Origin of the sequence: Massilia aurea (assembly GCF_024753205.1) — a bacterium.
GTDB classification, from domain to species: domain Bacteria; phylum Pseudomonadota; class Gammaproteobacteria; order Burkholderiales; family Burkholderiaceae_D; genus Telluria; species Telluria aurea.
Genome location: NZ_JANUGZ010000008.1, coordinates 56,680 through 81,258, shown reverse-complemented (window position 1 = coordinate 81,258; position 24,579 = coordinate 56,680). Strand labels below are relative to the sequence as shown.

Annotated in this window: 29 protein-coding genes and 1 pseudogene; 13 read left to right on the top strand and 17 right to left on the bottom strand. The window is 56.8% G+C overall.

Annotated features, from left to right (window positions below; genetic code table 11):
• The first annotated feature begins 9 nt into the window (after positions 1-9).
• Positions 10-426 carry a hypothetical protein gene (locus tag NX775_RS23390; protein ID WP_258838170.1) on the top strand — a complete coding sequence of 139 codons (417 nt, stop codon included), beginning with the start codon at positions 10-12 and terminating at the stop codon, positions 424-426.
• Positions 427-489: 63 nt separating this feature from the next.
• Here the strand turns inward: NX775_RS23390 and NX775_RS23385 are convergent, their stop codons facing one another.
• From NX775_RS23385 to NX775_RS23375, 3 genes are all read right to left on the bottom strand, one after another.
• Positions 490-816 carry a lytic transglycosylase domain-containing protein gene (locus NX775_RS23385; protein ID WP_370660617.1) on the bottom strand — a complete coding sequence of 109 codons (327 nt, stop codon included), beginning with the start codon at positions 814-816 and terminating at the stop codon, positions 490-492.
• Positions 762-1,682, bottom strand: coding sequence for a DsbC family protein (locus NX775_RS23380; RefSeq protein ID WP_441295290.1), 921 nt, complete (start codon positions 1,680-1,682; stop codon positions 762-764). The genes NX775_RS23385 and NX775_RS23380 overlap by 55 nt, the downstream gene beginning before the upstream one ends.
• A gap of 101 nt (positions 1,683-1,783) precedes the next feature.
• A complete protein-coding gene (locus NX775_RS23375) occupies positions 1,784-1,987 on the bottom strand; it encodes a hypothetical protein (RefSeq protein ID WP_258838168.1) in 204 nt (67 codons plus the stop codon).
• A 255-nt stretch (positions 1,988-2,242) separates the two neighbouring features.
• Here NX775_RS23375 and NX775_RS23370 point away from each other — a divergent pair, with 255 nt between their 5' ends.
• Entirely contained in the window at positions 2,243-3,298 is a 1,056-nt protein-coding gene (locus NX775_RS23370; protein ID WP_258838167.1) for a CAP domain-containing protein, read from the top strand.
• 88 nt (positions 3,299-3,386) lie between these two features.
• Here NX775_RS23370 and NX775_RS23365 read toward each other — a convergent pair.
• The 4 genes and pseudogenes from NX775_RS23365 to NX775_RS23350 all read right to left on the bottom strand — a co-directional run.
• Positions 3,387-3,779: pseudogene (locus tag NX775_RS23365) on the bottom strand (IS5 family transposase); the annotation flags it as partial.
• Positions 3,685-3,906, bottom strand: coding sequence for a hypothetical protein (locus NX775_RS23360; protein ID WP_258838194.1), 222 nt, complete (start codon positions 3,904-3,906; stop codon positions 3,685-3,687). The gene NX775_RS23360 and the pseudogene NX775_RS23365, both read right to left, overlap by 95 nt.
• Positions 3,907-3,944: 38 nt before the next feature.
• Positions 3,945-4,268, bottom strand: coding sequence for a hypothetical protein (locus NX775_RS23355; RefSeq protein ID WP_258838166.1), 324 nt, complete (start codon positions 4,266-4,268; stop codon positions 3,945-3,947).
• 57 nt (positions 4,269-4,325) lie between these two features.
• Positions 4,326-5,018, bottom strand: a complete 693-nt coding sequence (locus NX775_RS23350) for a hypothetical protein (protein ID WP_258838165.1) — start codon at positions 5,016-5,018, stop codon at positions 4,326-4,328.
• 151 nt (positions 5,019-5,169) lie between these two features.
• On the opposite strand from NX775_RS23350, the gene NX775_RS23345 reads away from it, so the two are divergent.
• Positions 5,170-5,424 carry a hypothetical protein gene (locus tag NX775_RS23345; RefSeq protein ID WP_258838164.1) on the top strand — a complete coding sequence of 85 codons (255 nt, stop codon included), beginning with the start codon at positions 5,170-5,172 and terminating at the stop codon, positions 5,422-5,424.
• On the opposite strand, the gene NX775_RS23340 is transcribed toward NX775_RS23345, so the two are convergent.
• Positions 5,425-5,694, bottom strand: a complete 270-nt coding sequence (locus NX775_RS23340) for a hypothetical protein (RefSeq protein ID WP_258838163.1) — start codon at positions 5,692-5,694, stop codon at positions 5,425-5,427.
• A 472-nt stretch (positions 5,695-6,166) separates the two neighbouring features.
• Positions 6,167-8,041 (bottom strand): DUF7380 domain-containing protein, encoded by a 1,875-nt coding sequence (locus NX775_RS23335; RefSeq protein ID WP_258838162.1) that lies wholly within the window; start codon positions 8,039-8,041, stop codon positions 6,167-6,169.
• A gap of 530 nt (positions 8,042-8,571) precedes the next feature.
• Between NX775_RS23335 and NX775_RS23330 the strand changes: the two genes are divergently transcribed.
• The 6 genes from NX775_RS23330 to NX775_RS23305 all read left to right on the top strand — a co-directional run bounded on the left by NX775_RS23330 (position 8,572) and on the right by NX775_RS23305 (position 14,494).
• Entirely contained in the window at positions 8,572-9,576 is a 1,005-nt protein-coding gene (locus NX775_RS23330; protein ID WP_258838161.1) for a tyrosine-type recombinase/integrase, read from the top strand.
• On the top strand, positions 9,573-10,442 hold the full coding sequence (locus NX775_RS23325; protein WP_258838160.1) for a hypothetical protein: 870 nt from the start codon (positions 9,573-9,575) through the stop codon (positions 10,440-10,442). Before NX775_RS23330 ends, NX775_RS23325 begins: the two co-directional genes overlap by 4 nt.
• 300 nt (positions 10,443-10,742) lie before the next feature.
• Positions 10,743-11,819: a ParA family protein gene (locus NX775_RS23320; protein ID WP_258838159.1), complete on the top strand. Its 1,077-nt coding sequence runs from the start codon at positions 10,743-10,745 to the stop codon at positions 11,817-11,819.
• Complete coding sequence (locus tag NX775_RS23315) at positions 11,816-12,847, top strand: ParB/RepB/Spo0J family partition protein (protein WP_258838158.1); 1,032 nt, start codon at positions 11,816-11,818, stop codon at positions 12,845-12,847. The genes NX775_RS23320 and NX775_RS23315 overlap by 4 nt, the downstream gene beginning before the upstream one ends.
• A gap of 5 nt (positions 12,848-12,852) precedes the next feature.
• The gene (locus tag NX775_RS23310; protein ID WP_258838157.1) at positions 12,853-13,206 is read left to right on the top strand and encodes a hypothetical protein; all 354 of its coding nucleotides are present in this window, start codon (positions 12,853-12,855) and stop codon (positions 13,204-13,206) included.
• A gap of 355 nt (positions 13,207-13,561) precedes the next feature.
• Positions 13,562-14,494, top strand: a complete 933-nt coding sequence (locus tag NX775_RS23305; RefSeq protein ID WP_258838156.1) for a hypothetical protein — start codon at positions 13,562-13,564, stop codon at positions 14,492-14,494.
• 397 nt (positions 14,495-14,891) lie between these two features.
• Here NX775_RS23305 and NX775_RS23300 read toward each other — a convergent pair whose 3' ends face one another.
• The 8 genes from NX775_RS23300 to NX775_RS23265 form a co-directional block, all read right to left on the bottom strand.
• Entirely contained in the window at positions 14,892-15,335 is a 444-nt protein-coding gene (locus NX775_RS23300) for a hypothetical protein (RefSeq protein WP_258838155.1), read from the bottom strand.
• Positions 15,336-15,347: 12 nt separating this feature from the next.
• Entirely contained in the window at positions 15,348-16,502 is a 1,155-nt protein-coding gene (parM, locus tag NX775_RS23295) for a ParM/StbA family protein (protein WP_258838154.1), read from the bottom strand.
• Between the two features lie 374 nt (positions 16,503-16,876).
• Positions 16,877-17,512, bottom strand: coding sequence for an ATP-dependent DNA ligase (locus NX775_RS23290; protein ID WP_258838153.1), 636 nt, complete (start codon positions 17,510-17,512; stop codon positions 16,877-16,879).
• Positions 17,493-18,032 (bottom strand): hypothetical protein, encoded by a 540-nt coding sequence (locus tag NX775_RS23285; RefSeq protein ID WP_258838152.1) that lies wholly within the window; start codon positions 18,030-18,032, stop codon positions 17,493-17,495. Before NX775_RS23285 ends, NX775_RS23290 begins: the two co-directional genes overlap by 20 nt.
• Before the next feature lie 155 nt (positions 18,033-18,187).
• Positions 18,188-18,478: a hypothetical protein gene (locus NX775_RS23280; RefSeq protein WP_258838151.1), complete on the bottom strand. Its 291-nt coding sequence runs from the start codon at positions 18,476-18,478 to the stop codon at positions 18,188-18,190.
• A gap of 152 nt (positions 18,479-18,630) precedes the next feature.
• Entirely contained in the window at positions 18,631-18,978 is a 348-nt protein-coding gene (locus NX775_RS23275) for a hypothetical protein (protein ID WP_258838150.1), read from the bottom strand.
• The gene (locus NX775_RS23270) at positions 18,978-19,136 is read right to left on the bottom strand and encodes a hypothetical protein (protein WP_258838149.1); all 159 of its coding nucleotides are present in this window, start codon (positions 19,134-19,136) and stop codon (positions 18,978-18,980) included. Before NX775_RS23270 ends, NX775_RS23275 begins: the two co-directional genes overlap by 1 nt.
• Before the next feature lie 140 nt (positions 19,137-19,276).
• Positions 19,277-19,840, bottom strand: coding sequence for a hypothetical protein (locus NX775_RS23265; protein ID WP_258838148.1), 564 nt, complete (start codon positions 19,838-19,840; stop codon positions 19,277-19,279).
• Between the two features lie 329 nt (positions 19,841-20,169).
• Here NX775_RS23265 and NX775_RS23260 point away from each other — a divergent pair, with 329 nt between their 5' ends.
• The 4 genes from NX775_RS23260 to NX775_RS23245 all read left to right on the top strand — a co-directional run bounded on the left by NX775_RS23260 (position 20,170) and on the right by NX775_RS23245 (position 24,517).
• Positions 20,170-20,736, top strand: a complete 567-nt coding sequence (locus tag NX775_RS23260) for a plasmid fertility inhibition factor family protein (RefSeq protein ID WP_258838147.1) — start codon at positions 20,170-20,172, stop codon at positions 20,734-20,736.
• Between the two features lie 120 nt (positions 20,737-20,856).
• The gene (locus NX775_RS23255; protein ID WP_258838146.1) at positions 20,857-22,779 is read left to right on the top strand and encodes a hypothetical protein; all 1,923 of its coding nucleotides are present in this window, start codon (positions 20,857-20,859) and stop codon (positions 22,777-22,779) included.
• A gap of 521 nt (positions 22,780-23,300) precedes the next feature.
• Positions 23,301-23,483, top strand: a complete 183-nt coding sequence (locus NX775_RS23250) for a hypothetical protein (protein WP_258838145.1) — start codon at positions 23,301-23,303, stop codon at positions 23,481-23,483.
• Positions 23,480-24,517, top strand: a complete 1,038-nt coding sequence (locus NX775_RS23245; protein WP_258838144.1) for an HNH endonuclease — start codon at positions 23,480-23,482, stop codon at positions 24,515-24,517. The genes NX775_RS23250 and NX775_RS23245 overlap by 4 nt, the downstream gene beginning before the upstream one ends.
• Positions 24,518-24,579: the final 62 nt, after the last annotated feature.

The window sequence follows — 24,579 nt, the reverse complement described above, 5'->3', positions numbered from 1 at the left end:
GAGTACAGCATGTTTAACCGGAAGTCCAACAACGCCGACATCCACCAGCATGATTGGGCCCGCCGCGACCGCGCCACCTTGCTCAGTTCCCTACACGCTGGCTGTGCGCCGGAGGCGCCAGCCACTACCTCGAGCGGTTGGGGCGCCGACGCCGCTAAGAAAGACCCACGCTCGGTTCAGGCATACCTTGCTGGTACGGGTGATCTCCGCGCTACCTGGTGGAACCTATACAGCTCGGTCTACATGGCCACAGTGCCGGGCGCTACGCTTGAACTTGCGATGATTTCGTTCCATCGCCTTTACCATGCGCTGACTCTTTCCAGACTCGGTTTTGCGCAGTCGGTAGCGAGAGCAGCTGCAGATATCGAGGAGAAAGGTGTGCTTTTAGCTGCCTATAATTCGGTACTGCGAGAGATGAAACGCTAGAGCGCGTGTAGGAATACAGAAGGGAAAACACGCTGTCTTCCCTTTTTTCGTCGTAGTATTTGCCTACCGGGGAATGATGCACCGCTCAATCCAGAAGTTGATAATGTGCTGGATCTTTGCAGCATAAGCATCACGTTTGCTCGGGGTCTTGCTGTGATAGGTTCCGATCCCCTGCCAGTTATTACCCCGTTCATTGATCCTGTTTCGTAGGTGCCAAGCTCCCAAAAATACAGACTTGCAACCATCGCCCATGTCGCCGGTGCTAACGCCGTACCGAGCAAGGTCTGGCCCGTGCACGCTGTTAATTCCCATCATGCCTTCGTCTACCAACCCGTCTATATTGCGCGGGTGCTTGGCGGCTGGATTGAAATTGGATTCGACTGCAGCAATCGCGCGAAGAATCCACGGGTTGACATTGTGAAATCGGGCTGCGTCGTCGAAACAGTCGGCCGCCGCAGAGATCGGGGCAAAAAGCGCCAGCACCAGGGCGGCACCGGCGGTGAACGTTGGATGTATGTTGCGGTCGGAGAGCATTGCTTCTTCGGGCGGGAGCTTAATGCGTTATTTCTTGACTTGGCCTCGATGACATTGGCCGTGACGTAGCCAGGCGTCTTGCTGTTGTCCGGGAATAAAACGGCCGGTGTGCCAGTAATGCGCTGCTTCTCTTGCAGCGCGGTGTTGCGCTCGAATGGGGTTTCGCAACGCCCTGCCGGCGCTGCCGGTAGCGGCGCCTTACCGGTCATGAAACCAGTGCAAGCAGCAGACTGGTCCTTCGCGCACCAAATCGCAGTGGACTTAACCATCGAATCGGGCTCCAGGATCGGGATCAGGAAAGTGTAGATCGTCACGTTGTCCAGCTTTTCCACCTCGGTCATCTGCTTGCGGCAGAAACCGCAGTTGGGGTCTTCAAACGTGGCGATTACACGCGACCCGTTACCCTTAACCATCTTGATGATGTCTTTGAAAGGCAGGCCCTTAAAAACGAACTTGCTGAATTCCTGTAGTCGCTTTTCGGTTAGGTTGACTTTTGTGGCAGTGTCCACAATTGGACCGAAGCTCACGAACGAAGCCGTTTTGTCGGTATAGACAATGTCTCGGTGCGTAAGCACTTCGTATAGTCCTGCGTGAGCAGAAGGCATGACCTTCTCGACCATCTTGGGTCCAAGAATTGGTTCTAGCTTAGGAGCGAGCTGCTGGGTTAGCGTACCAGGCGCTGCGTGCGCGGGTAAGACCGTAGCTACGCTGCCGATCAACATGGCCACTGCCAACACGCTATACAAAAGGGGCATACGCATACTCGGAATCTCTCAATAAAAAAAGGCCTGCGCGTTTCGGCGCAGGCCTTGGTACAGCTGGATTAACGCACTTCGACGAGGATGTTCACGGAAGTACCGTTCGCATCACTGTAGCTGACGAATTTTTGTGCGCCACCGCCGATGCTGAATTCCGCAATCGTTCCGAGCGTTACCGTCACCGCGGAACCCGCGTCCGTGAACAGGGCGACGCCAGGTTTTTCGTTGACTGTGTTACCGCTGCCACCACCACGCGCGGAGACTGCCAAAGCGGTTGTAACAGCTGCTGCAATGGCAGCTCATCGGGTGGCGGTTGAAATGATGGTACGGCTCATCAGGACACTCCAATCGGAAAGGATATGTTGCACTGTCCCAATATCGAAGGTTTCTCAGTTCATGAAAGCGGCTCAGAAATCGATAGGATTTCCGACTCAATTGTCGGCTTGCATGTATCTGAAGCTGCCATATCATGGTTATAAGTTTCATCAAAGAAACGTACTGAACTTCTCACTAAAGGCAAGACCATGATGAAATTCAAAACTTCCGTTACCGCTGTCGCTATCGCTCTGACCCTCGTTGCGTGCGGCGGCGGCGGTGGAAGCGACGCTCCTGTGACTCCTCCCGTTGCGGTGATCCCTCCTGTGTGGACGCCTGCGCCAGCGCCGGTTCCGACGGTTACGCCTTCGGACATTCAAACCAGTGTCCCGGCTTTTTCCTATGCAGTTGCAAGCGAGGAGTACGTTTTCGTCACCGCGCTCAACAAATTCCGCTCTGATATCGGCCTAGGCTTGTTGGCGCAAAACACGTTGCTGGATACCGCAGCGGCGAAGCACTTGGACTACGTTCTTAAGAATGACATTCTGAACGGCGGCACTGTCAACATGCGTACCAATGACGCAGCAACTGGTCGGTCAATGTTCCACATCGAGCAGGGAGACAAACTGCTGTTCACTGGTATTCAGGAACTCGATCGTGCAAAGTTCGCTGGTTACGCCGGCTCCTATGTTGGCGAGGAACTTGCCTTCGCCGGCGGTAAGGGAGCCCAAGTAGCTTTTGATGGACTCGCTTCGACCGTGTATCATCGCGCAGGACTCATGATGCAAAGCGTCAATGATATCGGCGTCGCTGTTGGTAAAGACCGTTCGCAAACGGTAGTGATGGAAATGGGCACCACTAAGGCGCAGAGGCAAGCGGGCGGTTTCGTCGGCTTGTACCCTGCAGCAAACCAAACTGCCGTCGGACTGCATGTGGGCGTCGAAACTCCGAACCCATTCCCAGAGCTGTCGACGGCCAATGCCGACTTTCCGACCAAAACAGGTTATCCAGTTAGCGTCCTTGGCAAAGAAGGGGCGACTGTTGAAGTCGTCACCTTCACGCTCACGGAGGCTGGCGCGGCCGGGCCAATGGATGCTCGTATCGTGACCAAGGACAACGATCCTAACCGCTATCTGTCGTCAAACGTCGCGTTTTTGATTGCTAAATCGCCGCTGAAAGCAGGCACGGTTTATACCGCCAAATTCTCAGGCCGCGTCAACAACGTGGTAGTGAACAAAGAGTGGAAATTCACGACTCGTTCATGAGTGAATCTTTGCACGACGCGCAAATAGCCAGGTAGAGCGGCAGCAACAAAAGAAAACGCCCGGAGTTATCCGGGCGTTTTTCATTACGAAGGTGGACCTTGCGCCCCTGGCGACGATAGTCGGCCCCATGCTTTTTGGTCTTCCACTCGCCTTCCCCCAGCATCTTGATGCCCGGCTGTCGATCAGGAGGTGCAATCCCGTTGTCGTCGGCTGCACTCCGACCGTCACCGAAAGATACTTCTGGCGCCGGCTAATGGTACTGAAGTCGGGTACCTACCGGTCCAGGCCAGCAAGCTTGAACAGGCTTTGCGCCATGCCCATCGCCTGGCGCAGGGCGAAGTTGAACAAGCCCTTTATCGTCAAGCAGAACTAGGATCGCCGCCTCACTATACTTCGGGCGCCGGCCCCGCTTGCCACTGGCACTGCCGCGCCAGCACATGCCCTTGTCCAACCAGATAAGCAGGGAGCCGCGCGCCTTCAGCGCCGTGTTGCAGTCTTTCCATAAGCAGCGCGACGAGCGCTGCTCCGCCAACGATGTTCTTGAAATACTTTGTGATGGCGCAGAAGAATTCCGTTCCGTCGGCGGCAAATGCCAGTTGTGGCGACATCAGGACCGCGCCGAGTGCGACTCCACGCACGACGGATTTCACATATGACAGCTGGCCGCTTCGTCCTCTGTGACGTCGCCAGCTTTGGGGTAAAGGTCGTGGATTGCGCTGATGAAGTCATCGGCTTCATGGTCCTGAATGTAGATGTCTTCCTGACCTTCGGTCGAGATCGTCACTGCGCTCACGTCACGGTCGAGGTAAACGGCAACGTATTTCATGCGCTGGGCAGCATCTTTGATAACCGTGGACAGGTCAGTGCTGCAGCTCGTCGGACTGGTGCTGCCTGATGGATTGAAGATGTTGGCGAAAGTGCTGGTCAGACCAGGTGCCTGCGCAAATAGGGGTGCGAATGTGCTGCTCATGAATTGCTTTCAGGGTGATGGTTTGCGGGTTGAAGGGCCGGGAGCAGGATGCTCAGCTCAGTTGATGCTCCAGTTGGAGATGTCGAGGTAGTCGGAGATTTTGTCTTCGCATACCTGTGCGTGATGCTCACCTAACATGGTGGACAAGAGGTGCATTAGGCGCTTGAGTTCCTTGCGGAGACTACGGCCTACAATTCGGCGCACGCCGTTTGGGTCGAAGCCCAGCACATCGCAAACCCACTCGATGATGACAAGGCTCCCGTCTGGATTGAGACTGTAGAGCCAGACCAATGCGTCGAGACGATTCAGGTCCGATTGACTCGTTTTATGACTTGCCAACGAACTTTGGCCGAACAGGTCAGGTTCGACGTCTTCGGACTTGCCCTCGACGTCCCACATCATGCGCAGGAACATGCGTTTCGCCAGAATGGTCTCTGGCGTGTCGCTCGCTTCGATCCCTTCCAGATTGACCGAGATCGGCTCATCGGGGTCGACCAGCAACTCTTCGACAACCGGAGCCGGTGTCGCAGGAACGGGCGCGGCGGGCTTGGTCTGAACAACCATTCCAGGCTTGGCGGCCTTGACAGCTTTAGACGACGGCGCGGGAGCGTCGTGGAGTGGCGCGGGGCCGGGCGATCGTGCTTTGCTAGACTTCGATGGAGTGATGGCGATTTCGTCAACGTCATCGAAGAAATTCAACTGCAGGGCCACAGCCGGCTTGACACTAGCGACTGGGTTTGTTGGATACATGAGACCTCTAGTAAATGCCGCAGGGCGGCTATAGAAAGAGGTGTCCTGAGTAGGATCTGCGCTTTCGCAGGGCAGATACGGGGATGGGATGTCGACTTGCGTGACGCGCACCGGCGTCTACAATGGGGACATTATTACTTGAAGGAATTTTATGACGACAGATCTGAACAGCCTGCCAGAGGACGCATACGAGCGATTTTTGCGTGAAGCGGGAGCGCCGAGCGATCCGGACAGTCCATCGGAAGAAAATCTCGTGAACCTGTTCAGCAACACGATGCGCGAAACGGAACCAGAAATGAAGGCGAGAGGTTTCGTCGACGTGGCCAACATGGCGTTGGCAATGGGCGACAAGACCCTGGGTTGCCAGGTTCCTGTCGCCAAATGCTTAATGCTCGACCTGCACTAATCAGTTCAACAAGGCAAGCCTTGCGAAGCTGCGTGCTTGTTGCACGTTACGGAAAACGCGCTCATTCTCGATGCATGGTTCATTTTCGTTTTCGATTTCGCCGATCTCGTCCAGTACTTGCTGGGCGTTGATCGGCGATTTTGCGAGGGCAAACAGCTTCTGCCAAAACTCCAGCTCATGGACGGGAAATTTCGAGTAGCGTTGGCCGTCTTGAGGTTGTTCCAGGATGGACTGGTGTGCTGCTTTGGCTGCTTGGGTTAAGACTTTCATTTTTCACTACTCCTAATAGATTCCGCATAGCGGGTTAAAAAAGGAGTGAGTGACTCGCGTCACTTGTCTATGCAGTGCATAGACAAACGAGCTGTATTCTGGGTACAAAAATGCCGGAGGCCGACAGCGTTAATTTACAGCAACTTATTTGCCGTGTCCAGCATCCTGCGTTCAATTAAACGTCCCCTCGATCGGTTAAATGGATGCCGGGTTTAGCAGATCAAATTGCACAATCGCTTTGTATACAGCGACCTGCAACGGCGCCCCGATGGACACCGTGACCATTGACGGGCTAGCACGATCCTTTCGTTTGCGATGGAGTGGCCGCCGCCACCGGCTGTCGCTGCAGTGTTGAACGCCAGCGTTCGCCAAATCACGCGTTTAGTCAAAGACGGTAAACGCCGAAATGTGTCGCCCTCGGAAACTTAGTATGTCAAGCGTGGCAGCGTCCGCCCGATGTTGGTCATGGTGGCTACGAGGCTGCATCCACGGGCGGTGCGCTCGGCGCACTGGCGCGTATCTGATATTGCCTCACGACCAGTCGCAGCAGGAACCACCAGGTGTACAGGCCAGCAGGGCTTTCGCACTCCTCGGCGCCGGCGTGCCCATGGGCAACAGCGTTGCGCAAGTTGGGACCGCCCTGGACGCACATCAAGCAGCGGATTGCGAACGTCATATCCTCGCCAAACACCTCGCTCATCTGTGATCGCTCCGTTAGTGCTGACAGCGCCACTTCCATGTCGATTCCGTCCTCGTGCGTCGCGGTGATAGTTTGAGCGCCTTTAAGAGCCTGGCGCACGACGTGCTCGAACTGGGGCATTAGGATGTGCAGCGCCTGTTCGAGGTCGTGGCAGTAGCCTGCATACAGGGCCTTGCCAAAGATATCTGCTCGCTCGCGCGGCACAACGCCGCTGCACAGCGCCAGCGTCTGGAAGTCGCCGATCGTGAAGCCGTGGTCGATTTTGATCTGCGCAAGCGCCGGCATGATCATCGCGCGTGCAATTAGTTCGGCACCGCGGACGAAGTCGAGCATTGCCTCTTGAACCACGCGCGGGTCTTCTTCCGAAGCTGTATCAGCCGCCGGCGCCGTAGTGCGTACGACGGCACGGCCGTCGCCGTCAAGGGTGGTAACCCCGAATAAGCGCGCCACGAAACTTTCGCCCAAAGTGGCCTGCGCACGTGCCATATGCTCGGATTTCACAGGGGTGGTGTCGAGTTCACAGAAGGCGTACAACGCCTGCAACGAGTCCTCACGCTGGACATGTTCCGTCGCGGCGCGCACCAGGTCAGTAACATCGAAGGCTGGCATTGGGACAGAAATCATCTCACCTACAGAGTCGCGGCCGGCCTGTTCGTATTTCAAACGTGCTCGCTCGAGTGCAGCAGGTACATCATGTGCGTCTCGAAAGCGGCCAGCGACTCCGCGGTAGGCAACGATGGCATCTTGGTAGAAAGCATGCCGTGTCAGCGGGGCGGGCGTGGCGTCGCCGTGACGTTCCCAGGTTTCTCCCAGCAGCGCCAGCATGGCAGCTGCGCCTGCTTTGTCTCCTACCCTCTTAAACCAGTCGATTGCGGATTGCGAGTAGGCAGCGGCGTGGAACGCGTGGGGTCGGTCTGCTTCTCGACGAGCAAGGAGTGCCAGCTGTGCGGCAATCTGCTGCGCAGCAGACTTTCCTAACCGTTCAGCTTCGAGCGGTCGAAGATAGGCCAGCGCCACAACCCCTTCGTTATCCTTGTGATCGAAAAACGCATTTGTCAGCTCGGTGACCATAGCTTCAAGGCGCTCACTAGCGACGCTACGTAGCGAGACCGCTAGCTGAAGCGCACGGTGCCAGCTAGTGCTGCCATGCGTATGCCAGGTCGAATGATCCAACGGCGCCGCCCGGTAGTCGTCAATGGCGCGTAGTGCGAACCGGTTGCCATGCCGCTTGGCTTTGAGCCAGACAAGATCGCCTAGGCGAGCGCGTAGCGCGCGGTGCGTGATGACATCGGCCACGCTGGCAATGAAATCCAGGTCTTCAGGCTGCAGGTGTTCGGGCCCCATGCTGCCAGTGCCATCGCCCCAGTTGACGAAGGGAGCTAGTGGAGCAGTCTTCACAGATGGCTGCAGCGCCATCGAACAGGTCTCGCTCATCAGCTTAAGAATGGCCGCATGCGGACCACGACTGTCTGCGCTGGCCAGATTGGCGGCAATGTGTAGAGGATGTCGTAGGTCGTTGAGAACCAGGTGCGGATGGGCGTCTAGGATCGCGCTAACGCCGGCAGCATGGAACTGGTCGATGGTCAATGCATTGTGAAGCGTCGTTGGTTCAGACATAGCGGCTGCTGGAGTTAGATGATCGGCCATTTAGACACTCACAAAGCGCCACGGTGTGCTCAATCGTGCGCATCTGTCACTAAAGCCAGCGAGGGCCAATGACTGACGCTGGACCGGATCAGTGTACGAGCACACCAGTTTTCATACAACAGACGTAAGGGCGACGAGTAGATCAATCTCGGTCCACGCCACCTAAATCGCGCCAAAATTTGCCATGGATTTGCTCCATGTCCAGCATCGCGCCCCGTGCATTATTCTTCCCGCCCACATAGCGCGGCAGGCTATCGGTCGCATAGAAAGGTAATTAACCCACCAATAGTAAGATCAAACCTTCCCCTCCAGACACACCTCGGCTGTTCTAAGTCCGAACGCCCCTGGCCGCTCTTACAACCCCAGTGCTAAAAGATCTAAGAGAGAGAAAAGAGGAAAAAGAAAGCAAAGAGAGCCACACCCCTTAACCGGAGTCAGCAGCAGAAAAACACCTTGGGGTATCGGCGCTTATCCGTGGGTTAATTACCTTTCGTGATATACTTGGCGACAACCATACTTTGATTCTCGCCATGAAAAACCTGACTTCGTGGGACAGCGACCCTGTCCAGGCGTTCAAGGAATTCGTCGGCACCGAAGCCTTCGCAAAAACCGCCCAGCGTCTCCCAGCCGACGGCATGCTCCGTTTGGTCTCTGGCGAATCCGCCAGAATCTATATTTCTATGTTCTCCAACGTCTCCGCCTGGATAGCGGAACAGGGTAAAACGTTTTCGACGGTGACCCACGGCGACCTGGTCCGCTTCGTCAACCGCGTCGACGGCGGGAAGGTAGTCCTCAACAGCAAGATCGGTTACCGGTACCTGCGCCTCCTGGAACGCTGCTATCAACACTTGGGCGTCATACCCAATCCAGCGAAGCAGGCGATACTTTCCACCGACCGCACCGACCTGCCTAAAGACGACGCCGGCCGGACACTCTCGCCCGAGCAGCTCCAGCGATTCTTCGACGCCCTGCCGGCGGATCCACCGCGGCGCCGCCGCGTGACGGCGTTCGACGGCTGGAAGCGCCGGCGCGATCGCGCTATGCAAGTCATGATCGCGCTGGCCGGCCTGCGAGTGGCCGAAGCGATCGGTCTTCTGGTGCACGAAGTCGGCCACCAGGTGGCGCTGGACGGTTCGGTCGACCTGACCATCACGCCAGAGGAAAAGCATGACACCAGCTACGAACACATCACTCCCTTGCCCCGCGAAGGCGTGGCCGAGTTGCGACCGTGGCTGGACGAACGGGAAAGAATGGTTAAGGAGTTGGCGCTGCCCGGGCTCTTCGTGTTCCCGGCCAATGTCCTGGGCGGCAAGATGACGAACAAGACCGTCTACAAGCAGATCCGCGCGACGTTTGAGCGAGCCGGCCTGGACATGTCTCGAGCTGGCGGCCGGACATTGCGCAACACGTTCGCAAAAGGACAGTTGGACAACGGCGCCAGTCCAGACCAGTTGAAGGACGTGCTCGGCCTGGCGCTCGAGCGCTCCGCTGCCGATTACAAATTCACGCGCATCAAAGACGATCCGAAAAAATGAAGCTCTCCACAATCCTCGAGACGCTGGCCAGCGCCCGGCTGCCATCAGTCACAAGCGAGCAGCTGCGCCAGCTCGTCGGCACCGCTGACGGAAAGGCCTTTGCCGATGACCTTAGATGGTTCGCTGTCGGCGAGACCAAGCGCCGCCAGCAGCTGGCCGCCGTCGTGCACGCGATCGCCCCAGGAGTGCGCCGCACGGTCGAGCAGCTGGGCTTCCAGTTCGACCTGCCGGCGATCATTGCCGCGGCCAGGCTTGACGGCTGTGCCGGTATTGAAACGATCAAGGCTGCGAACGCGAATCCCGGCAACCGGGCCCGGGCTGTCGCCTACCTCCAGGTCGCTGGACTGCAGGTGGCCGCCCGCGCTGTTGCGGCGACACCGGCACCGGCCGCACCGATTGAAGCGCCCTACTACTCTTTCAAAATTTTCGGCGGCAGCGCCGCGCTGTGCGTGAGCGAAGCGCGCACGCGCTCGAGTAACCAGCACACGATCCAGATCGAAGGTGCTCTGGCGCTGGGCGCCGGCCGCCGTGAGTTCGACTGGCAGAACAAGATCATCGTTCAGCTCACAGTGCAGGAATCTTACACGGCACTGGCGCTTTTCGAAAACCTGATCCCCAGCGTGAAGTTCGATGGCCACGGCCCCGCACACGACAAGTCGTTACTCGTAGATTTCCAGCACTCGCATTACTTCGTCCGTGTGATCCAGCGGGGACGTGCAGCGATCGCGCTGCCCGTGCGCCCCGTGGACACGATCCAGATCATCGCCCTACTCTACCGCCAACTGCTAGCCAATGAACCTCATTTGCAGATCGGTGATATTCGGGCGCTCGTGGCAAGAATGGCTTCGATGGACGACAGCCACTGAGCGCAACAGGTATGGCGTCAGCGCGACAGCCGCAGGCCGTCGCGCTAGTTTTATCCCCGTCGGCGAATAGTCAGCTTTTTTCAATAGTATTTGAACCGTACGCTCATTCGTACAGTGCTACCTTCCTTTTTTCGTTATGAGGTCGCGTCACTTCGGTGCCAGAGGAGCGAAACCATACCTTTCGCGTGGACACTCACCCGTAATGACATTGATAGCCGTAAGGTACATTTAATGTGATTTCCGTTTGCAATGTTACCCCGCCGGCTGTATGATCAGTTGACACAATATTCAGGAGGTTCCATGTCCGCTCGCCCATTCGGCGTGAAGGCTCGTCTGGCACAAGAGTTGTGCGGCTTCACTGGCTCGCCTAAAGCGTTCAGGGAAAAGTACAACGTCGCCGATAAGGGTCAGTACCACCGCATATACACCGCGGAGGACATTCGCCGTATTCGGATGAGTATGCTGTCGCTCTCGGAAGATTCGTCTCGGGAAAAGACTGTTCCGCCGATCCTGAACTTCCGGATGGCCAAGGGTGGTACTGGCAAGACGACCATTTGCGGAAATGTCGCCTCTGCCCTGGCAATGATGGGCCACAAGGTCTTGATGATCGATGGCGATCCGCAGGCATCCTTGACCGGTTTGTTTGGCATCGACTGGGTTTCGGAAAACATCACCCATATCGGTGATTTGATGAATCGGAACGAGAAGAAGGAGAAAGACTTCGTCGACGTACAGGCCGCGATCTGGCCAATCTACGCTGGCGGCATGTTGGATATGATCCCGGCAGACATCACGCTCGCAGACAGCGACTCCTGGTTGATGGGGGCCACGAATCGCGAGTTCGTTTTCTCACGGCTGCTCAAGCGCTACGTCGACGTTTTCGCACATTACGACGTCATCCTGATTGACTCAGCACCTTCGACATCACTGCTCACGAACACCTTGATGACAGCCTGCAAGACACTGCTCGCGGTCGTCGTGCCGGAGGGGCCGAGTACGAAGGCCCTTGAGATCCTCGATTCAAACGTGCACGAGTTGAACTCGGCTTTTGCCGATGCCGGGCTTAATCTCGACTATCACGTGATCGTTAATCGCTATAACCAAACCAAGAAGCCGCACAACGACGCATTGTCCAAGCTGGTTAGCACCTATCCAGACCAGATCAACGACACCATCGTGCGCGACTTCATCGGATTTGTCCGTCAAAACGACGCCTTCGATGAAAAGAATAACGGCCCCGTTCTCGAGAAGGAGCCAAATTCGGTCGGCGCCCGCGACGTGCTGGACCTTACCAAGTCGCTGATCCGTATGTTTGACATCAAGCTGGCCGACGTCAACAGCCTGGCCCCACTTGCAAGCGTGGGGAGGGCGGCATGAGTCGTGCACCCATTAAGGTCAGCGGCCTGGTCGCGTCGGGGAGAATTGCAGCGCGTGAAGGCGACGACCAGCGAAAGCCGTTGGTCGGTGCTCGCACTGTCTCAGCTCCATCAGTGGTCGAACTGCCGAATCGTGCCGAACCTCCACAAACCGGCGAAACCCCGCCGGCTGCCGGCAAAAATGACCATCCCGATAGTCGTAAAGACGCGCGCAAAATTTCGGTTGCGGAAATTATCGACTCTCCGTACCAACCGCGCCTCAAGTATGACCCCGAAGAAATCGACCGCCTGGCTGAAACCATGGATACGGCTGCGCACGCAGACCCTATCAAAGTTCGCATGGTTAACGGCAAGTACGAGCTGATCAGCGGGCACCGCCGCATTCGCGCTGCACGTTCGCTCGGCTGGACCGAGATCGACGCGTACGTGGAAGAGCTGACCGATGGGGAAGCACAGGCCAAAACTTTGCTGCTTGCTGTTGGGAGTGTTGGGCTTACTGACTACGAGTATGCCTTGATGTTTGCTACGGCACTGAGGCAAGGTCTGTGCAAGACCCAACGCGAAGTCGCTAGTTACTTCGGGCAGAGCACCGTAAAAGTAAGTGGATGCTTGGACATGCTGAAACTGCCAGCAAAGATTGTCCGGATGCTGGATTCGAAGCCTGACCTGTTCGGGTATCAGACCGGAGCGGTTATTAAGAAACTGTGTGCCGATTACCCCGACAATCTCTTGGACATCGAGCGTGGCGTGCAACGTTTGATGGAAGGTGCCGCTCAAAACTCTTTGAAGTCGTGGGTGCTTCAAGCGATCAAGGGACAAGCTGAACGTGGCGGATCGGAACCGAACTTGATTACAAACGGGCGTCGCCTCATCTTCACGACGAAAATCAGCGCGGACCAGCGCTCGGTTGTCGTGAACTGCAAAGTACCGGATCTGGATATCGCGGCTTTTGAAAAGCATTTGCAAGCATGGCTTGAGCTCCAGGCCAAAGAGGTTAGCAGCTCAGCACCGGACGAAACCAGCGAATAGACCCCATGACACCAAAGCACCCCTACACCAACTGCCCTGCCCTGCCACTCGCAGCAGTTGGTGGGGTATTTTGGTTTTCGTTTAGTCAATCGTTGCTTGGGGCTACCGGCCCTGTCGGCCGTGGTTTCCAGGCAGTTGCTAAAAAAATTCATAATATGAACGCGTTTAACTCCTCAAAGGAAGCGGGTGTTCATATTATGAATTTTCTTACCGCCGATCAGAAGCAATCTCGCGCAATTCATATTATGAATTTTATCAACTCGCAAGTTGAGCCACCTTCTGTTCGACTGAAACTAAATGGCGCCGGTGTGACCGGAGCGCCTTCAACAAACAAAGGAGCTCGGAATGTAATGAGCTAAATAAAAAACCCCAGCTGAGCTGGGGTTTTCGTTTTCAGTCCCGCGCTAGCGGTGGACTCAGGTGACGACTAGAGAACTTCATCTTAGCCCCCTCCAGCACGGTAGTCAAACACTTTTGCGGTGCCAAGCACCACAGGGGCGGCTGTGCGCTTAAATTTCTATTATCCGGTCCTTTCGGAGGACACTGTATTCCCCGGAGTACTGGTATGTGACCACCTTAGTGGAGGTTTACGTGCTTAACCTCACCTATAACGACATGCTGAGTGCCTATGAGGACTACCCATCCCCGATACGCCCTTACCTACTTCGAGCTGAGACTCATCCCGATATCCGAGCTAAGTTGACGAAGTCCTTCATGAGGGTCTTTATCGACCTGGTGGCTAGAACCCGCATCCGGAAGCCGGCGAAGGAAATCAGCGTCAGCGTCCACAAGGTTGCGTCGCAACTGAGCGTGAGCACAAAAACGGTGACGCGCACGATTTCGCTGTGCTTGGAATGCGGCTGGCTCGATCCAGACCCGCTACATGACGGCCGTAATCGCTGGGGCAAGTTTTCGGCCAGGCGATACCTTGTGGCAGACCCGCTTCGCAAGCTTATTGGCCTGCCAACCATCGATGAGCAAGTTTCGTCATCCGGTCCAGGAAACCCGCCAGCACCAGTCGCGGTAACGGCCAAATCCGCTCCTCAATCAGAGACCGAAATGTCTCACGGCATAGGGGTTAACAACTGCCTTTATAAAAAAGAAGCTTCTTTTAACAACGAGGCTGAAAAACCAAACGGCCTACCAGCCGATCTCCGGCCATTGCAGCGTGAACTTGGCATAGACCTCTTCGGCATCTTTTCGCTAATGGGCTTGGCAAAACAAGTTGGCCAACGTCTCCAAGACGTGTGGATCGTTAAGCGGCACCTCTTGCTTAACTCTGGCATCACTGGTGGACGAGCTGTGAAGTACCTTCGGTCATTGTTGAATTCCGGTGATGACTTTGCGTATGTCGCTCGCAAACTAGCAAACGCTCCTGGATGCTCTGAGACACGCGCTACGCTGTCAGAGCCGCGCAGCCCGAGCGAGCGCCAGCATTCATCGTCGGAAGCGTCTGGCGGCCGCCTAGATGCAATTGCCGAGGCGTGCCGTTACAAGACGTTCCATCATGTCAGCCGCGAAATGGTAGTGCGGTTTTTCGATGGGTTCGCAGAAGTAACTCGTGGCGCAGTCCGTGAAACTTATCCAGCGTGTCACATGGAAGGTCTGTACAAGGGCGTAGCTGCAGGCAATTTGGTGGAGGTTTGAACATGATACGTTCCTGATCGCTTAGATTTCGAACCGGTCTCGCGAAGAGGCACGGGGGGGCGCGAGCCAATTTCGTTTTACCCGGCTGCCGCTGTCGATCGTGGTGGGCGGTGTTGCGACCTAGCATCAGAGCGAAGCCGATCTCGGGAGCATGCCGAAAATTCATAATATGAACGTAGGCAGCCACGACAGCTGCTCGCATGGGGATGCTCCCATCAGTCGTCAAAAGTTCATATTATGAATTTTCTACTGACGCCGGAGGATCCTGTCCTGGCAGAGCACGTCCGCATGACCAAGAATTCATAATATGAATTTCTGGCCGCGGCGATAGGCTAAAAGTTAGCCCCGGCACAAAAACAAAGCGGCCCGTAGGCCGCTTTTGTTGTAAAGGTAAGAGTCAAGGATTCGAGAGTTTTCGCAAATTAGCGCGTAGACCGGTACGAGCGCAGCCTTTCGCATCGGTCAGGGTGGTGGCTTCGCACGCAACGGGCGCGTCAGCTTTGATTGCTGATGCGACCGCTGAATCCGATCCATCGCTGGACGACGTCGAACTCGGTGTTGTTGTAATCTCGGCCTTCGATGCTTTAATTTGCTCCTGGCCGCGTTCGCTGGCAAGGACAGGTTGAACATCCCATACCCGCCCACCGTTTCTCAGAATAGTCCCGTCGAGGATAAAGCCGGCTTGCTCAGCCGCGTAGCCCAGTTCGATCAACCTTCGCAGTTCAGCACTCTTGTCCAGGGCAGGCCTTTGCAGCCGCTTCATAACAAGCAGTCCAACATCCGTGGGCCTGATCAGTACCTTGTACTGTGCTGTTAAAGCTTCCGGATTATCCTTCGCCATTACCTCGTCCTTTTATACAGATTCGACTGCGCTGGCACGCGTGGACTTGGCTGGAGCGCCTTTCGTTGCGGCCGGGGCCTCGATTGTACGCTCTGCATCATCCAGGATGTACATGCCAAACTTCCACATGCCGCGAGCGTTTGCATATTCTGGATCTATTGCGATAAAGCGCTTCCCCCTGTAGATCGATTCGAACGCCGTTGGTCCCAAGATGCTCTGGATCAGCGCGGTGCCGCCGCCGACAAAAAGGACAGCGCCAACGATAGATCCATCGCGAAGTTTGGACACGAAAAAATTCTTCACCCGCTCCAAATATGATTCACACGCCGCCGTGACGATCTGGCTGACGTCCACCTGCTCTCCGAATAGCTCGTATTTCTTGGTGCGGCATGCCTCCTCTACATAGGGCAAAGGAGGATTGTCATTCAGACGGAACTCCGACTTTATGCTTTCTGCGACCTGGTCGAGCAGCTGGAGGACGCCAATGTCCTTCGTTCCACTCTGGTCCTTGTACACCGAGCTGCCGTGTTCAGCGACAACAACTAAGTCCGTCGTCTTGCCGCCCATGTCCATCACAGCAATTGGCCGCCGCGCAATCAGCGCCTCGATCTCGGCATTGAACTCCCCATCGGGCTGGATCAGCGCATCGTAAAACGCGGCGATCGCCTCGCTGATAACGCTCTGCCCGACGATTCGGGCCAACGCCGGGCCTTTACCAACTCGTTGAGCCGGCTTCGCAAGACTTGCGATCTTTTGTCCGATAAGCTCCTGATTAGGTGCGCCGTTCTTGTAATACTGGTCGACTGGCAGGCCGGTGATCAGATGCACTTGAACATCGCCCAAGCCGCAAGCAGCCAACGAGTGATTTACGAGGGTGCGGTTTAGGTCAGATAAAGGGTACCCCTCCATGCGGGTGTCGAGCGCCTGGAGCAGATTCTGCGAGCCCGCTACGGTATAGCGCTTCCCACCGGTCTCGTAAGCGCCACCGGCGCCGCCAGGCCCACCCATCGACATCACCTGCTGGAGGCCTTCAACGGCACGCGATTTGTGGTACCCGTAACGCCAAGTTTGAGTTGCGCTGTCCCAGCCGTGACACAACTTGATCGTATCGTGGCCGTCATCAGCCCCGACCACTACTTGCATTTCTTTCTGCGAATTGGTGCCCATTTGCCCGTCCTATTGTGGAGTTGCCGCGTCAATGCTGCGGAGAATGCTTATCTACTACGCGCAGACTGTACATGAACGGATAGACCTAACCAAGGTCGAATAGGGTCTAACAGGGTCTCACAAGACGCGACTCTAGTTCGGGATTAGGAAACGGGCCGCGATTCGCTCAGGATCTGCAAGCATCTAGGGCACTGCAATATTTGAGCCTGGAAATGCGCCTGAATGTGGTGGGCGTGTAGGGAGAGGGGGAGGGTGCTCAGTCCGGATGGACTGAGCGTTAGGGCAGGGAAAACAAGATACTGCGGGCCATGCGTAGGCCACAACTGCGATCCAGTGCGAAACTTAGTTTCGCACCCGCCACAGCGTTGCTTTGGTTATTCCATTTCCTCGGTTTCGGCCCCGACTTTCGCTTTCAAACGCTTGACTTGCGCAAGGGTGCATTCGTCGCGGTTTTGATCGTCACGAACTCGAAGCAAGACCGGCTGGAATGGTGAACCGTTTTCGTACTTGTATAAGTACTGAATCTCGACCAGGTCGTTTGGCTTCGGGACAGGCTGATTTGGCGGGACGGTAACTTTTCCGACGTTCACCATTTCGCCATCGCTCGACAAGAGGCCAAGCCTGATGCTTCGCTTTCCATCGCTGCTGTCGCCCAAACAGATTGCAGTAGAGCTTTCCTTGAACTTGAACTTGAGCGCCGGCCCGCCGCTATTCGGACGTCCAGGTGCGTAGACCATATCGCGGCGCTTGAACACCACGCCCTCACCATTTCGACTTTCAATATGCTCGAATGCAGCGCGCTTGGCAGCCGTTCCGTAGAACGTTTCAACTGCCTCGATCGTGTCGAACACGCTGCTGGACAGGGCTTTGTTCCGCCTGATCAGCTTGGCGTAGTGCGCTGCGCGGGTTTCGTATGGCAAATGCCGCAGGTCCGCACCATCGATCGCGAAAATATCGAACACATGGTACTTGTCGCCTATCAACTCGCCGTCAGTTTCGATATAGAGCACAGGCCCCACATACTCGACGCTTGTCAGCGACTGGATTGCAGTGACGATCGGCGCCGGAATGCTGCATGCGCGGGCTGACTTGTTGGAGATGCGAAATGTCGGAAGCGCTGATAGCTGTGGCGATGCGCTTACCGTCCATCTTTTCTTCCATCACCCACTCGTCGTCTTCTATCAGCGCCATCGCTGCATCACGATCGATATCGTTCAGCAGCTGCGGTTGATGGAAGGCGCCGGTCGGGTCATTGGAGGCTGCTGGGGCGGCTACCGCAACGTCGCCTTCAAGCACGTAGTAGCTCTCTGCTTTCTTCTCTTTTACGACCCCGTCGTAGATTTTCATCGCAGCCTCCAGCGACACTGGTTGCTTCGTTTTCGTGCGCGGGGTCATCGAACCTCCACGGCGACCACTCTGGGTGTTGACCAGGTATAGGTCGCCGGAACGAACGACCACGCATTCGTAGATCTTGTCGCTGTTACCGGTGTTGTTGTGGAGAGTGACTTGGGCGACCGCTTGATTGTTCATGAAAGTTCCTAAGTAAATGCCGGGAGCCGGCGAGATAAAAAGGGAACCGTACGGGCTTGCCTCAAGAATTGAGGTAAGCAGTAAGCTGCATCCAGGAGGATGCAGCCGGGGAGGGCGCCCAGCCTGAAATGGCTGGACGGATTGATTGGCGAGGACTATTGGAAGTATCGACCTGGCAGGATCGTCGCGAACATTTCAGCCTTGTCGAGCACTCGAGCGAAACTGTGGGTGTGCCACCAGCCAGCCGTATCTGGTGTACGGGATATCGTTTGCGGCATGCAGAATTCGTCAGCGCTGCGCGCTGCGTGCAATTTGGCGATCAGCAGGTTTGTGTCGAGGCGGTCCAGGTTTGGCGAGCGCCGGTAGGTTTCGGCTGCATCCATGTCGAGTGCCACTTCGTGCTGGCGTGCTGCGTTGGATTGATTTGGGTTTGAAATTGCGTGCATTGTGCGCTCCAGTCATTGCCGAGGATCGGCGTTGTAAATGGGGCAGCCGGGGAGGGCTTGCGACATCAGCGATATCGTGAACCGATAGGAAAGGAGTGTGTCAGGGTGACCACGGTTGTGGCCACCCTGATGGCTCAAGTTACTTTGCGAGTTTATTTGTCATCTGGCAGTAGCCCTTCTTCGAAATACCGCAGCAGCAGGTGCGTGGCGACATTTTCGATGAGCTGCATGATAGGGACAGGACCGTCAGGTTCATTATCTGGGACGTAGCCAACATGGGTCTGATACCAAGAATTTAGTCCAGCCCTTCCATCGATTTCGATAGCGCCGACCGGATCGTTGACGCTGCCTTCGAGTAGTACGAAGGTCAGCCGATCGGTCTCTGGCCTATCGGCGATCCTCTTGCTCTCGGCGTCGTATACCAAGGCTATTAAGCCTGGTGCGTCGGGCTCCTTAAAGCGCCAGGCGGTGCTGCCCAAGCAGGTTTTATGGATATCCATCAGGCTGGATCGAAGCGGCGCATCGTCAGACGGTGCGCGATCTCTCGGCCCCAGTCATACGCTTCTTCTTGGCCAGCGCAGTTGCTGGTGAAGTCACGGCGGAACTCTATCATGCCAAGCCAGAAGGCTTTGAGGGTTGCGAAGGTGAATCGTTTCATGGTGTCTCTTTCCAGTATATGCCGAAGTCGGCGTGATAAAAGGAATGAGCGACATGGGCTCGCGGAACTTGTTGAGTTCGGTGAACCGGCAATAGGCAGGGAAGGGCGCTGACTGGGTTACCAGTCAGCGTAAGGTTGCTCTAGACGCGTTTAATCTCGCCGAGCGCCAGGTGAAGGGTTTCAAGGCGTTGCTGGGCCTGATCACGCCCCCAGCGCCGCTTCCAGCCAGCCTCAAGCTGGTCGATCATCTGTTGCGTATGCGACCACGGGTCGCTCAGGATGAGCGAACGCGCCGCATAGTGATCAGGATTGGCCCCAATGTGTTCCTTCAGGTGACTCAAGCCGCGCTCACGTGCGTGGGATGCATAGGTCACGATGACATAGGCCACGCCGGCTGCGGTGCGAACAATGTCATAGCCCCCGCGAGAATCGACGCCGATGGCTTCAAAGGTAACGAAGTTCGCACCTGGTGGCAGGTCGGCGCCATACAGGTGGCCATAACTGGTCGGCCCGATGTCGGCTTTGATCAGATACCCTGCGACTCGGGCATCGGGCGCGAATGGAAACGACGTGACGTACTGGATGCCGAGATGGTCAGCTTGGCTGAGTTCGCTGCTGGACTGCTCGGTGAGCGTTGGATTTTTTGATGCAGCCTGGCTTGGCTGCTGAGCCGATTCGATCAAGGCTCCGTGGATGATGTGCATAGATTCTCCCTGATGTCGAAGGTCGACGATGTAAGGTGGGGAGTCGGTAGGCGACTCGCTGGAGCAGGCGCTCGGACGAGTAGATAGGTGTTTGGAGATGCGGTTGAAGGCGCGCAGCAATGAGCGGGACCAGCCTTGCAGGAATTTTGGGAAAAACAGTGCCGCATGGCAACAGCGAAGTATGGCATTTTTATTGTGAATGGGCAAGAAATTGACCTCTCGGCCTGCGTAGCGAGGCTACGTTGTTGCGCACGCGCATGTCGCGAATACAATCAGTGGGGAAGGGTACAAGCCCCGCTCACCACTTGACAGCAGATTGATGAATTCTAATGCAGACCCTATTTGAAAAACGTGAAATCTACTTTACCGAATGCGCAGTGTTCCGTATCCCCACTCAAACGCTCGGAGATGTGTTCATGCGGGCCGAGCGGCCCAACTATGACGCCGATCGAAAAGCGGTCGTGGAAGTCGACGCGGTGCGTTTTTTAAACCTCTGGCGCCAGCCGCATAGCTCGCACCGCGAAATTGCCCTTGGCGATCCTGGAACGTGGTCGAGCGATTACAAATACCGTTGGGCGGATGATGGGTTTTCCAAAGGCGCCGAGAATCCAGTACCACTGGCGGAAGTGAATTGCGGCCATGCTGAACACGACCTTACCGAGGTTCGCCGCCGCTTCTTTCTATTCACGGAAGAGGTCGTGATCGCGCCGCGCGGTCTTCCCTGGCTGTCCTTCACAAACGGGATTACCCGCACAATATGGCTGTTGGCAAACGGTGCGCCGGTGTTCCCGGTCGAGTGTTCACTTGATCACGCGCAGGAATTGCAGCGATTAGCTGGTGTTGAAGGCGGACGGCCGGTGGCTCTTTCGGACCTCATTCCAGAGCGCGTACGCTAGCGCCAGCACGCACGATCCCCAACTCGACATTAGAAGATATATTGTCGAGTTAATAGCTGATCGAGAGGCGCCTGTCGTTCGGACGCTACAATAGCTTTTTTCTGTCGACCGCAGCCGTCTATGTCACTTCTTACTGAGTTGGATCGCCTTGACTGGCGCGAATTTGAACAACTCTGCCTAATACTTTTCGAGCGCTACTTTGATGCCCCGGACGCGAATTTCTACGGAGCGAATACTTTCGGCCAAGACGGCATCGACATCCGCCTGACCACGACCAAGGGCGAAGCGCCGGCCCGGGTGGTCATCCAGTGCAAGGCGATGCAGTCGCTCGATTGGTCTCATTTTTCACGTGATTTCCGGCGCGCGCTCGGCACCTTCGCGCGCAAGACGATTGGGGAGGGGCGAGCGTTCACGTTCATCGTGGCCACGACCGCTGAAATCGAAAATACGAAAAAATTCGACGCCAAGAGGGACGAATTGATCCAGGAGTTGGACCTGGGCGATATCGGGGATCGAATCCATTTCCATGTCTACACTGCCCCACGCTTGCAAACGATGGCCCAGCATAATGCCGAATTGCGAGAGCTCTTCTACCGCTCTGAACGGCCCGCCGACAAGCACATGACCCAAGAGCTCATCCGGTTGAATGTGCGCCTGACACGGCATGCCGATCGCAACGAACTCGCCAGTGCACAGCGTGACGTGGGAGCCTACCTGCATGCGGCAAAGCCCTCCGAGCCCGAGAAATACAACTGGGTGCCAACCGTCCTGTTCGACCAGATCGCATACCTGACCTTGGCAGCGGGCGACTTCGAGCGGGCCAACAAATTGCTCAACGCCGCGCTCGGCGCCGACCCGCTCTACGCGCGATACCAGCTCGGCTTCCTACGGGCACGGCGCGTACTACATGCGGCACCCTGTCACAATCTTTCGCGTGCCCATGTGTTCGAGCAGCCGGTGGCCATACCCTCTCCCGAGGAGGACGTCGAAGACATGGCCCCGCAGATGCTGGCCGCACTAGGTCAAACCGACGAGCAGCTGACGCTGGCACTTTGGGTGATCAGTTACGCAGGGAGGCAGGACTTGGCCGAGCAGGGACTCAACAGGGCGCTTGGCCTCGTAGCGCAGGCCTGGCCGAGCAACCTGGAACGTCTAAACAAGGACGCGCGCTACGTGCTCAGCGAGGAAGGCTACCTGGATCGGCTGTCGGCATCGCGCGCAAAAAAACGGCTACCGGCTTCCAGCGAACACCTGCGAGCGTGTGCGCTTGCGGTGGGCTACAGCTATATCCGGAGCGTGCACGTCGCGCGCTTCGGCTTCGAGTCTGTACGGCGCGTAGAAGACGCACACGAAGGCTGGGCGGAAGCGATTGAGGGAATTTCCCGAGACAACGCCACCACATTCTTTTCGGGGCTTCAGCCTTTGTGTCAGCGCGCGATGCGTACCTATTTCCCGTCGCTGCTGGCCGAGGGCGGTGGTAGGGAATTTGGGCGGGACCATGGCGACCGAATCACGCAGACAGTGCCGTCAAGGCTGGAGAGCCGCATGTATGCGGCCACACCCCAGTTCCTGCTGCGCGACTGCGAAGACCGGCTGGTGGGGCGCCGTGTCGACGAATTAGCGCACGGGGGCTTTATGGGCACGGGTGCCACCATCCTGATCAGCCACCTAGGGCTTGAACGCCTTATACAGGTCCAGCTCGGTGAACGCCTCGGTCTGAATGAGGGCCGCATACATCAGCAGGCAACCGCCATAGTTGAAGGTATCGCTGACATCCTTGGCCGCCTCAGGCGATGTGAGCCAGGGGGAGACCAACGCTTTGATGGCCAAAAGCGCCCGTTCGAATCGCGTCCTTGTTATTCCAACTTCGCGGCCGCCGAACGCGTCAATAGCGGCTTCGCTAGCATCGAGCTTGCCCGGAGCGTGCGCCTGCCATTCCTCGCCAGCTCGGCGAGCGAATGGCACCTAGCCGGGACGGAGCTGCCGAAAGCAGAAAAAAACCTGCTTTACTGGAAGCCGGTGTCGTTTCCCGCATGGACGTAGCGCAGCAGCAGGCGCCGATTCGCCGCAGGTCGACAGAAAGCTGGATTTCGGCAAGACAACAACCAGCCCTTCGGAGTGTTTCGACGGGTGTGGCTTCAGCAGGCGCAACGCCTGGCGTTCGGCGAAGTAAATGTGGTCAATTAAACGAAGTAAATTTGAAACTCCGCGGATGAGAGACAGTAAATTTGAAACAGGTAGAAAAAAGCACTGAAGAATCAGTGCCTTGCATATTTCATGAGCGACCACATTTACTTCACTGTACGACTGGAGACATGATAGCTGCGAGCTACGCTGGGCTCCAGCGCCTGGCGACAGGCGCGAGCGCCGGCTTGACGGCGGTGGCGTGGCAGGTTTCTGTTGCAAGCGCTAGGAACAAATTCGTGCAACAAGGCTGTTCCACGGCAAAAAACGCAGGGTCGGTTTAGATTCTTACTTAATATGTGCTAAGTAAGAATCTACACATTTACAGGTCTTTTTATACCTGTTAATGTACCTGTCATCTCATCCATATACTTGCCGCCATGTTCGTCCTTTTCCTCACCTTGCTCCTGCATTCCAGTCCCAGTCCCGTCCTCACCTCGAGCTCGACCGAGTTCACCAGCGAACAGTCGTGCAACGCGGCCGCGGCCAGGCTGGCCAAGGAATTGAAGTCTGCCTACGCTGAACACCTGCCGCGCGTGACCACGGTGTGCGTGCCCAAATGATGGTCGACCTCGGCTACACGGCACCGGCCCGGATCTGGTTCGTCAATACCGACATGCAGAGCTTTCACGAATTTCAGCGTGCGCCCGGCGACGTTTCTCCATTTGCCCACTGGTTAAAAGCTGGTCGGCTGTTCGTGACGCCGCGGCCCGAAAAACCCGGTAAATACAATAATGCGCTCGTTGCCATGATGCCCGGCGACCCGGTCTTCGCCTACGAGGACCGGCTCGGCTTCGTCGCCATCGGCTGGGTGTGCAGTCCAAAAGACCTGCAGGACAGCAGCGGCGGCACGGCGCTGTACCCCAACCCGGCCGAGATGGTGCGCTCGCTCGGCGTCGACTGGGATACATCGGTGACCCGGACCATGAGCGAAGTGTCTGCACGCACCCGCGTTCCCCAGCATGGCCTGCAGGCCTGCAACGCCGGCACCCCACTTCATGACCTCATGACCACGATGCTGCGGGAGGCGCAAGGGCGGCGCCAGCTGGACGCTGAAGCACAGGATGCGGACACGCTCAAGCGTATCAAGGCGGACCCGAAGTACGACAGCGTGACCAGGACGCAGCTCGTTCGCGCTCGCATCGGCCAGGGGCGCTTTCGCGACGGCGTGCTGGCCCGGGAGCCGGCGTGCCGGGTGACCGGCATCACGCAGTCGCACTGCCTCGTGGCCAGCCACATCAAACCCTGGGCGGTATGCGAAGACGGTGAACACCTCGACGCTGCGAATGGCTTGATGCTGGCTCCGCACGTCGACCACCTGTTCGACACGGGCCTGATCAGTTTTACGGATGAGGGCCGGATGATCGTCGCGCCGGCGCTTGACCCTGCCGTGCTGCAGGCCTGGCATATCGCGCCTGACGCGAATGTCGGCCAGTTCGCCCCCGACCAGGCGCACTACATGGCATATCACCGCCTTTACGTGCTTGGACAGCCGCGGCCGCGACGACAACGCAACGTCGTGGGCGACGCCGACGCAGGTCCGGTCGATATCGCTACGGCAGAGATTTCGTCAACCGTAACTCCTGGAGTGCTCTAATGCCCGCGCTCACGCTACCCTCCCGCAAGTCGGTACCTGGCCGCCAGTGCGATTGCGTCCAT

Excerpts from the sequence above, each read along its gene's own strand:
- NX775_RS23345 (WP_258838164.1), top strand. The coding sequence starts at position 5,170 with ATGACGACAGATCTGAACAGCCTGCCAGAGGACGCATACGAGCGATTT.
- NX775_RS23370 (WP_258838167.1), top strand. The coding sequence starts at position 2,243 with ATGATGAAATTCAAAACTTCCGTTACCGCTGTCGCTATCGCTCTGACC.
- NX775_RS23330 (WP_258838161.1), top strand. The coding sequence starts at position 8,572 with ATGAAAAACCTGACTTCGTGGGACAGCGACCCTGTCCAGGCGTTCAAG.
- NX775_RS23340 (WP_258838163.1), bottom strand. The coding sequence starts at position 5,694 with ATGAAAGTCTTAACCCAAGCAGCCAAAGCAGCACACCAGTCCATCCTG.
- NX775_RS23245 (WP_258838144.1), top strand. The coding sequence starts at position 23,480 with ATGATGGTCGACCTCGGCTACACGGCACCGGCCCGGATCTGGTTCGTC.
- NX775_RS23305 (WP_258838156.1), top strand. The coding sequence starts at position 13,562 with ATGAGGGTCTTTATCGACCTGGTGGCTAGAACCCGCATCCGGAAGCCG.
- parM (WP_258838154.1), bottom strand. The coding sequence starts at position 16,502 with ATGGGCACCAATTCGCAGAAAGAAATGCAAGTAGTGGTCGGGGCTGAT.
- NX775_RS23390 (WP_258838170.1), top strand. The coding sequence starts at position 10 with ATGTTTAACCGGAAGTCCAACAACGCCGACATCCACCAGCATGATTGG.
- NX775_RS23300 (WP_258838155.1), bottom strand. The coding sequence starts at position 15,335 with ATGGCGAAGGATAATCCGGAAGCTTTAACAGCACAGTACAAGGTACTG.
- NX775_RS23335 (WP_258838162.1), bottom strand. The coding sequence starts at position 8,041 with ATGGCCGATCATCTAACTCCAGCAGCCGCTATGTCTGAACCAACGACG.
- NX775_RS23255 (WP_258838146.1), top strand. The coding sequence starts at position 20,857 with ATGTCACTTCTTACTGAGTTGGATCGCCTTGACTGGCGCGAATTTGAA.
- NX775_RS23285 (WP_258838152.1), bottom strand. The coding sequence starts at position 18,032 with ATGAACAATCAAGCGGTCGCCCAAGTCACTCTCCACAACAACACCGGT.
- NX775_RS23260 (WP_258838147.1), top strand. The coding sequence starts at position 20,170 with ATGCAGACCCTATTTGAAAAACGTGAAATCTACTTTACCGAATGCGCA.
- NX775_RS23360 (WP_258838194.1), bottom strand. The coding sequence starts at position 3,906 with ATGTCGCCACAACTGGCATTTGCCGCCGACGGAACGGAATTCTTCTGC.
- NX775_RS23355 (WP_258838166.1), bottom strand. The coding sequence starts at position 4,268 with ATGAGCAGCACATTCGCACCCCTATTTGCGCAGGCACCTGGTCTGACC.
- NX775_RS23310 (WP_258838157.1), top strand. The coding sequence starts at position 12,853 with ATGACACCAAAGCACCCCTACACCAACTGCCCTGCCCTGCCACTCGCA.
- NX775_RS23380 (WP_441295290.1), bottom strand. The coding sequence starts at position 1,682 with ATGTTGATCGGCAGCGTAGCTACGGTCTTACCCGCGCACGCAGCGCCT.
- NX775_RS23265 (WP_258838148.1), bottom strand. The coding sequence starts at position 19,840 with ATGCACATCATCCACGGAGCCTTGATCGAATCGGCTCAGCAGCCAAGC.
- NX775_RS23275 (WP_258838150.1), bottom strand. The coding sequence starts at position 18,978 with ATGGATATCCATAAAACCTGCTTGGGCAGCACCGCCTGGCGCTTTAAG.
- NX775_RS23320 (WP_258838159.1), top strand. The coding sequence starts at position 10,743 with ATGTCCGCTCGCCCATTCGGCGTGAAGGCTCGTCTGGCACAAGAGTTG.
- NX775_RS23270 (WP_258838149.1), bottom strand. The coding sequence starts at position 19,136 with ATGAAACGATTCACCTTCGCAACCCTCAAAGCCTTCTGGCTTGGCATG.
- NX775_RS23250 (WP_258838145.1), top strand. The coding sequence starts at position 23,301 with ATGTTCGTCCTTTTCCTCACCTTGCTCCTGCATTCCAGTCCCAGTCCC.
- NX775_RS23315 (WP_258838158.1), top strand. The coding sequence starts at position 11,816 with ATGAGTCGTGCACCCATTAAGGTCAGCGGCCTGGTCGCGTCGGGGAGA.
- NX775_RS23280 (WP_258838151.1), bottom strand. The coding sequence starts at position 18,478 with ATGCACGCAATTTCAAACCCAAATCAATCCAACGCAGCACGCCAGCAC.
- NX775_RS23350 (WP_258838165.1), bottom strand. The coding sequence starts at position 5,018 with ATGTATCCAACAAACCCAGTCGCTAGTGTCAAGCCGGCTGTGGCCCTG.
- NX775_RS23325 (WP_258838160.1), top strand. The coding sequence starts at position 9,573 with ATGAAGCTCTCCACAATCCTCGAGACGCTGGCCAGCGCCCGGCTGCCA.